Source organism: Clostridium sp. YIM B02500, from assembly GCF_022324665.1.
Lineage (GTDB): Bacteria > Bacillota > Clostridia > Clostridiales > Clostridiaceae > Clostridium > Clostridium beijerinckii.
Genome location: NZ_JAKGTE010000033.1, coordinates 49857 through 58695 on the forward strand (window position 1 = coordinate 49857; position 8839 = coordinate 58695).

Here is an 8839-nt window from a genome sequence, read left to right on the forward strand (position 1 = left end):
TTTTAGTATATTGCTATAACATTAACCATTTATGAGTATAAAATTAAAAATACCTTAATATTTCGATAATTAGTTGCACACATCATTCTATTATTCAAAAAACACAGCTTTATCTTCAAGTAATTTTATATTTCATCTAACTTTAATTAACGAAACCCTATGACTTATAAAACAAAAAAATCCCATCATCATCTTGAATAATGGGATTTTGCTGTTTATTTTTTATTACTTTATATACAAATATTTATTGTAACTATCGCTTCCACTATATTATAGTTACATTGTCTAACTTAGCCTTGAAGCCTTTTAAAATTGCATAAGTAAGTTTATCCATAGTTGCACCATCAAAAATAGCTTTCTTAACTTCTGTCTTAAAGGAAACATTCCTTAAGATTGCATTCTTAAAACTTGTTCCTTTAAGTCCTGAGTAATCAAATATTGTACCATTTAGCTTTTGACCATCAAAGCATAATCCTGATAGATCTGAATAACTAAAATCTGTATTATCTAAAATTGTATCTTTAAAGCTCGCTCCTTTTAGGCTTGCTTTATTTATTTTTGCGCTGCTTAAATTAGCTCCATCAAACTTGGCATTGCTTAAATCACTACATTTAAATGAACTATCTCTTAAGTTAGAATTACTAAAATCGGCGTTCTTAAGAGCACTATAGTTAAATTTTCCTTTAACTATCTCTACACCTTTAAAATCTGAATCTTCCAAAGGGCTCTTGGAAAAATCAATACCAACAAGTTGTTGTAACTCTCTAGTTTTTGAAGTAATACTTTCTACAATTTCTGATACCTCTCCAATAGATTCAATAGTTTTATTATATGCTTCATCTTCATCATATCCATTATTCTTTAAGTCATTTAATTTCTCTTGCAGGTCAATAAATAACTCTTCTTTTATTTCCTTAACAGCCATTAAATCATTATATGGAGTAAATATATAATCCAAGTGCTTTCTTAATTTTTCACTCATCTTAATTTCACCTCTTAAATTAAATTATCTAATATCTTCTTTGCATTTTCCCAATTCTTCTTATTTTCAATATATAATTCTTTACCTTTATCAGTAATTTTATAATATTTTCTTCGTCCACCTTGAGTTTCTTCACCCCAATAAGATGTTACACATGCTTCTGATTCTAATCTTTTAAGACTAGAATACATGGTTGCTTCTTTAAGTTCATATTCACCATTAGAAGCCGAATGCACAGTTCTAGATATTTCATAACCATACTTATCGCCTCCAAGCAAAAGTTTTAGGATAATTGTATCTATATGCCCCCTCACTAGATCAGAGGATATTTTAGAATTAAGCAATATACTCACCTCCTTGAATACAATATATAACACATTACTTTGCCTGTCAAGGTAATATTGCAGACATACAAAAGAATTCTACTTAAATCCAAATTAAAATTATATGTACAAAACTCTCAGTAACACTCACTTCTTCACTTTTTTATTGCTTATTTAATAAAATATATTTTTTCATTCCTTCACCACTTTTATTCTTCCTTCATCGTATCCAAATCCCGCCGCTCTTCAGCAAATACAACTTTTTCAATATAAATTTAATTAATTATCAAAAATTTAAACTTATTCTTTAAATATGTATTAACATGATAAAAAACTAAATTATGTGCCTGCATGGTGCATTTTGGCATGTTTATCAATTAAGTTTTGATTAGATTTCCAATATTTCTATATAATCAACTTGACATTATAAATAAAAATAGTATAATTACCCTGGGTAATAGTTAACCATGGTAACTATATATTTTCGGGAGGGTATAATATGCAAGGACTATTTCAACGCTTTTTTTCACTACATCGACCTCTTATAAGTAAGCTAAATGAATTACTAGGTGAATATGATCTTTCTTATTCATTATGGCAGGTTATTCTATATCTAAAAAATAACCAACCATCTTCCCTAGTAGATATTGCTAACTACTATAATATCGAAAAGCCTAGCATAACACGAAGAGTTCAACGTTTAGAAGAACGACTAATAGTAAAAACAATATCTGGTAAAGATAGACGTGAAAAAATAATTGAGCTAACTGAAATCGGTGAAAAACTTTATGATGTATGCCGTGAAAGAATAACTCAATTAGAAAATGACGTGGTAAAGGGTATTTCAGAAGATGATAAAATCATAACATTTGAGACACTTCCTAAAATACAAAAAAACATTACGAATGAAAAGGAGATATAAAAAATGGATAAACCTAAATTATGGACGAAAAATTTCTTAATTGTTTCGACGGCAAACTTTTTTCTTTATTTTACATTTTATTTATTGATGGTTACTATAACCACATTTGCAACAGAAAGATTTCATGCATCACCAAGTGAGGCTGGATTAGCTTCTGGTATATTTGTAATAGGAGTACTTCTTTCACGTATTTTCTCTGGAAGATATATTGATCAAGTTGGATGGAAGAAAATGCTTTATATCGGATTTATTTTATTTTTAGCTACTACATTTTTATATTTTTTAGTGAATAGTATGGTATTCTTATTCATTAATCGTTTCTTAAATGGTGCTGCAATGGGAATTGCTTCAACAGCAACTGGAACTATTGTAGCAAAGATAATTCCAAATGAACGCCGTGGAGAAGGTACTGGGTATTATGCATTAAGTCTTACTATTGCTGCTGCAATTGGACCTTTTTTAGGCATGTTTATTACTGAGCATTCAAACTTTTATATGAATTTTGTTGTATGTATTATTTTCTTAATACTTAGTTTTTTTGCTGTCTTTTTTATAAAAATTCCAAAGTTAGAAATTGTAAAAGGACATTCAAATAATAATAAAGATTTTTCTTTGCATAATTTCTTTGAAATAAAAGCTATTCCTATTTCAATTATTGCTGGAGTAATTGCTCTTGGTTATTCAAGCATCCTTACTTTTATAAGCTCTTATTCTAAAGAAATTAATTTAATGAGCGTTGGAAGTCTCTTCTTTATCGTTTATGCGGTATTTGTTTTACTTTCAAGACCTTTTACTGGACAAATGTTTGATAAAAAAGGTGAGAATTTTGTTATGTATCCAGCAATAGCATTGTTTGCCTTATCTTTATTTTTCCTTAGTCAAACTCATGGAAGCTTAACTCTTTTATTAGCTGCTGCTATATTAGGTCTTGGTTATGGTACAACTTCATCTAGTGTACAAGCAATTGCAATAAAGGTTTCACCAAAACATCGTATAGGATTAGCGACTTCTACTAACTTTATATTTCAAGATTTAGGGGTTGGTATTGGACCATTTATATTAGGTTACTTTGTCCCATTAATAGGATATCGTGGCTTATATATGATGATGGCAGCAGTTGCAGTTCTCTGCATTTTCTTATATTATTGCCTACACAGCAAGAAAGCAACTTCTATAAATGATGATACTGAATCAATAATGGCTTAGAAATTTAATATAATTAATAATAACAATCAAGAAATAATCTTGTATTTGCAAATAGAAAAACTAATGGAATTTAATCATATAATCCCATTAGTTCTTTTATTTTTACTATTTTTAATTTCTTATAACAAATCTTATAAACAATATCATTCTTAGTTTTCTTAAAACAATCTGATATTTACTACAGTATTCTTTGTCTATATTATATTCCTCTCTTAATCGCAAATATCTTACGTAACTTGGAAGTACTCCTCATCTAAGATAACAATCTAACAATATAAGTAATTATTATAAATAAACCTGCGACTATCGCAATTATTCCGCCAGTCTTACTTCCTTTATTAGTCTCTTCTGAATCCATACTTTTTAATAAGTTAATTTCATCTAAACCACCAAATAATAGAGAAAACCCCAGAAATATAAATGCAATATCACTATGAATAAAAAATATTGAAATAATTGTGAGTCCGCTAAATATAATGCTTACTATAAGAAATACTTTATTGTTAATTTTCAATTTTAACACCTCTCACACATTATAATTTATACCTATTTTCCTACTTTCTGATTTTTTCCAGCGGATATCATCCAATTTTTAAATCATTATAGCAATTTTCATAATAAAATAAATATATATGTTGTAAAAATAATTCTTCATAGTAATTCTAAAAATATTGCAATAATTTTATCCGTAATTTTGAACTGTGCATTGTGAATTGCAATATATTACATAAAATAAAACATATCATCTATACCTTAGAGATCATCTCACTTAGTAATTTTAGAGAAGTAACACACATTATGATGATAATTATTAATGGCTGCATCGTAATACACCTGATTATTTCATACATCCTATCAATGATTCTATGTGATTTTCTTTTATTCCTTCTACTACTAATCTCGCTATCTCCTTTGCTCCTTTTTCCAAAAAGTGAGTATTGTCTTGAATCCCATCGGGATGATTGAGATTTTCACCTGGTTTCACCCATAAGAATATCTCTTTAGTTTTCTCTATTCCTATTTGCTCAAATAAACGCTTACTTTTTTCACCCATATCTATTAATGGTACGCTTAATTCAGCCGCAAGATCTCTTACTGCTACAAGATAATCTCCATGTGTGTCTTTTATAATGCCATTTTCATCAAAATTTCTTCTATGTATAGATGTTAGTAATACTGGGTGCGCACCAGCATTTCTAGCAACTTTAATATATTCAGTTAAATAAGCTTTATATGTAGTAAATGGATCTGTATATAATTCCTCATTTTCTTTTTTATCATTATGGCCAAATTCTATAAATAAAAAATCATCCGCCTTAATTAATTCAGATATCTTTTGTAATATTCCTTCATTTATAAAGCTTTTAGAACTTCTTCCATTGATAGCAAAATTACAAATTTCTATATCACTAGTAAAAAATTCTCCAATTCTTTCTCCCCATCCTGTTTCTGGTTTTTCATCCGGTAATTTTGTAGCAGCTGTAGAATCACCTGCAATAAAAATTTTTATCTTTCTATCCACGTTAATTTAACTCCCTTTCTAATGAATGTATTTCTTGTCCACAATTCACCTAAATTTATCGTAACCGCGCTCTGAATTTCTTATATAACTTTTCAATTATGAAAAAAGTGATTATAAAGAAATCTATTGTAAATGTAGATAAAAGTAAAAATATTGCTCCTCCACCACATCCATCATCTTCTGAAAAATATAAAAGTCCATAAATACCTATAAAAGCAATTATTAATAATAAAATTACATATCCCATTATGTTTTTATTTAATAAACGTTCCAATACTTTCACTGCAAAATATATAATTCCAGATATAATTAATGCAAACACAGGTAAAATTCCAATTAACCCCATAACACAACTCCTTATTTATTAGCGCACAATTATTTGCAAATATTCTTCTTCTTCACGTCTACTTAAATATATAAAATATTTGCTCAGAGTAATCTACTCTCAGCTCTTGTTTCAATTATTGTGAAAACCGTCTGAAATATTACAACTGCAATAACTGAAAAAATGCTATCAATACTGTTATCCCCATGTACATTCCCCCATATATATGCTGAATATTTTAAATCCTAGAACTCTCATGCTAAATAAAAACCTAAAATATAGAAATTTAACTACAATATATAGATCAATTCTCCTTTAATATTGCATGTACACATTATACTATAAATGTATTTTTTTACAAGTATTCTATGTTGAAATTATTAAATATGAACGCTAAGTAACTTGATTCATTCGCATAGAATTATTTGGTTTGGATTCATTTATAATTTAATGTAGTTCCTAATGAAAAATGAAACAAGATCCTTATTGTTCTTTGTCCATAAAACTTTGCTTATAGCTTTTAAAATAATACTAGAATTAATTATGATGTTTATTCTAATTCATAACTAATGCATTGTTAATTTTTTAACTATGAATTTTATTTACCACTAATTTATAATTATTAACTTCGAGGTAAATAAAATTCATTATCAAAACGACATCATTTTTAAATCCAATAAATATACTTTTAGCCTAAGCCATATATTCTTTAAATGGCAATTGAATTATTCTTCCACTTTCATCACATCGATACTCCTTAGGACATTCAAAACGTATTTTGCCTGATAAATGCATTGCAACGTCAAAAAATGCATTTGCCATAACATCTGGATCCTGGAAAACAGTACCTGCCATATATCCTTTTTGTATGAAATATAGTGATTCTGGAATAGCATCAATTCCAACAACGGGTATATTTTTTGTACCATCACCTTTATTATATCCATGCTTTTGTAAAGCTTTTACAGCACCAACAGCCATAGTATCGTTATTAGCTATTACTACTTCAATTTTATTTCCATATCTAGTCAATAAAGCATCTGTCGCATCTCTAGCTAACTCTTCACTCCAATTGCAAAATTCTGATGCAAGTTGTTCAACTTTTATTCCAGCATCTCTGATTGTCATAATGCAATATTTAGTTCTATCTGTTGACTCATTAGCATTACTGTTAATTCCGCCTTGCAATACTATATACTGCATAATATTATCTTTATTTGTATCTATAGTATTTTTATTACCATTCCATAAATTAGCTAACAATTTTCCTTGTAGCCTTCCTGCCTGCTCTGAATCTGGCAATATATAATAAGCTTTATCATATGATTTAACTATATTTTCATCTACCTTAAGTATTCTTTTGCTAGCAAAAATTACTGGAATATTTTTTTCTTTGATTGAATTAATTAGTTCTTTGGGATCGTTTACTAAATCTACTAAACTTAATATGAGAAGATCGATATTATCGCTTTCTAGAAGATTATTAATAGTTTGATTTTGGATATCTCTGTTATTTTCACTATTATAAAAATTAAATTTAATCCTTCCTTCATTTCGTGATTCAATATCTTCTAGGCTATGCCTTAAATCAATAACATAAGGATCATCGAATCTATAAAAAACCACTCCTACATTTACTGGATTTGTTGAATCATTATGGCTATTTAGTGGGACTGCTTCAATTAAGGTTTCCATTACTATAACTGTTACTGTAATTATTATTATAATTTTTTTTAATAGCTTCATTCTAAAACCTCCTGTAATTCTATCTAATTTATAGGATTACTTTTAAAAAGAAAATTATTCTAAATTCTATATTAATAATTATAAATACGTTCTTATAATATGATATTTAAGTTTTTTATACTTCTTTTATATATCAATTGATATTCACTTTAATTTTAAAGAATACTTCATATTTAACATTCTAAACCTACATTTTATAGAATTTCTATATGAAAGCAAAAAATATGGTAAATTCATTTCTGAATATTACCATATTTAAGTAATCCTCTAAATTAATTTTTTTTATATACGGCATATAATTTTATAAATACTTTTCTTATTATTAATAAAACGTAATAAAGAATCACTATATCAAGGAATAAATTTACTATATTAATGTTCATTCCAATATTTCCATTAAATAAGTTACTGAATAAATAAAAACTTCCTCCGTCTCCTTGATATACAGACCAATAATTTAAAGGAAAGCCAAACGCGTACTCAAAAAAGCTTCCCATATTCTGTTCTATTTTCCCTGGCAAAACAAAGGTGCTTGTTAAAACTATAAATATACTTAATTTACATTCCAAAGTCTCTATTCTTCTCTTACCATTCATATTTTCTAATTCTAAAGTTTCTTTTAAGAACATATATCCAAAAACAACTGCCGGTATTAAAAATATTAAAGATATAATTGCTGTATAATGTAGTCCTGTATCGATATTTGACCATGGACCTAAACCTATAGACTTTAATATAAGATCCCCGTAACTAGGATTTCCGCCCAATGAAATTCCAAATAATATTCCTAAAGCAAACAACATTAATGAAGTTATTCCTAGCAATACCTTTCTGTTAATTTTACTCAAAATTCACACCTCTATTTAAACAATATTTTAACTTTAATTACTTATATATACATTATATTCTTTAAATCCATGTTTCACAATATCTCTTTTGCCATTGAGCTATTACATGTTATCTTCAACTAAGAACCTGGCTTTCTAACTTTTAAATTTATTATCTCCCATGATACATAACACTAAATTTTTCATTTACTACAATTTCATATTGATTTTCAAAAAATATATCTGCCAACATCTATACGACTCTACGAATAATAGTTTTACTTATGTTTATAATAATTAAGAGATAAATATATTGAAATACCAAATCAGAATGCATATCTTATTATACAAAAGCACTTAATGAATATTTCCAGGGGAATATTAAAGGTACAATGTTTAATTTAGGCGCAACTTGCCACCTAATTCATGACTTTACAGTTCCTCAACATGCTAATGTTCGCTTCTTTGCTTTCATTAATCTAATTCTATCAACCAATTGTGATTTATAATATTCCATTTTAAATCCAATACATATAAGGACTGAACTAATGAAGTTCAGTCCTTATATTTTCAATGCTACGCATGAGTTTGTAATACTATCCACTATATAGATAAACAATTCAAGAATTAGACTTATTAGATGAACATATTTACAAATTTTCTAAAACTTCGAGTTCATATCTTCACTAGAAATCATAAATATATTTGTGAAGAAAACATTTGAAAATGAGCTGTTAAAAGTTCTTAGCTGTAGGTTGTTCCAATTTAGCTTGTCAAACTGAAAGTTGGAGCATGCTAAATTGGATACAATCTGCCGCTTAGAAACTTCAGCGATATTTTCATAGCTTTTCGGAACAAAATATTTATGATTTCGGTAAGTTATCACATAAGTTTAGTTTTAAATTTGGATATCTATATAGATATCCAAACTTAGAAATACACTTATGCATAGCATAGCTATTTTTACACAAACTAGTACTAGTTAA

9 protein-coding genes are annotated in these 8839 nt (G+C 27.6%); 2 read left to right on the plus strand and 7 right to left on the minus strand.

Annotated elements, in window-relative coordinates; translation table 11 throughout:
• Positions 1-265: 265 nt before the first annotated feature.
• Both L1S46_RS21490 and L1S46_RS21495 read right to left on the minus strand, forming a co-directional pair.
• Positions 266-982, minus strand: a complete 717-nt coding sequence (locus L1S46_RS21490) for a pentapeptide repeat-containing protein (protein WP_238900912.1) — start codon at positions 980-982, stop codon at positions 266-268.
• A 14-nt stretch (positions 983-996) separates the two neighbouring features.
• Positions 997-1326, minus strand: coding sequence for a PadR family transcriptional regulator (locus tag L1S46_RS21495; RefSeq protein WP_077856361.1), 330 nt, complete (start codon positions 1324-1326; stop codon positions 997-999).
• 478 nt (positions 1327-1804) lie between these two features.
• Between L1S46_RS21495 and L1S46_RS21500 the strand changes: the two genes are divergently transcribed.
• Positions 1805-2227, plus strand: a complete 423-nt coding sequence (locus tag L1S46_RS21500) for a MarR family transcriptional regulator (RefSeq protein ID WP_238900913.1) — start codon at positions 1805-1807, stop codon at positions 2225-2227.
• 3 nt (positions 2228-2230) lie between these two features.
• Positions 2231-3433: an MFS transporter gene (locus tag L1S46_RS21505; RefSeq protein ID WP_023976746.1), complete on the plus strand. Its 1203-nt coding sequence runs from the start codon at positions 2231-2233 to the stop codon at positions 3431-3433.
• A 253-nt stretch (positions 3434-3686) separates the two neighbouring features.
• Here the strand turns inward: L1S46_RS21505 and L1S46_RS21510 are convergent, their stop codons facing one another.
• From L1S46_RS21510 to L1S46_RS21530, 5 genes are all read right to left on the minus strand, one after another.
• Entirely contained in the window at positions 3687-3947 is a 261-nt protein-coding gene (locus L1S46_RS21510) for a hypothetical protein (protein ID WP_012060077.1), read from the minus strand.
• 324 nt (positions 3948-4271) lie between these two features.
• Positions 4272-4955 carry a rhamnogalacturonan acetylesterase gene (locus L1S46_RS21515; protein WP_023976744.1) on the minus strand — a complete coding sequence of 228 codons (684 nt, stop codon included), beginning with the start codon at positions 4953-4955 and terminating at the stop codon, positions 4272-4274.
• 55 nt (positions 4956-5010) lie between these two features.
• Positions 5011-5301, minus strand: a complete 291-nt coding sequence (locus L1S46_RS21520) for a hypothetical protein (RefSeq protein WP_077308734.1) — start codon at positions 5299-5301, stop codon at positions 5011-5013.
• Between the two features lie 672 nt (positions 5302-5973).
• Positions 5974-7026 carry a galactose ABC transporter substrate-binding protein gene (locus L1S46_RS21525; protein WP_238900914.1) on the minus strand — a complete coding sequence of 351 codons (1053 nt, stop codon included), beginning with the start codon at positions 7024-7026 and terminating at the stop codon, positions 5974-5976.
• A gap of 272 nt (positions 7027-7298) precedes the next feature.
• Positions 7299-7874, minus strand: coding sequence for a hypothetical protein (locus L1S46_RS21530; RefSeq protein WP_238900915.1), 576 nt, complete (start codon positions 7872-7874; stop codon positions 7299-7301).
• Between the last annotated feature and the right edge of the window lie 965 nt (positions 7875-8839).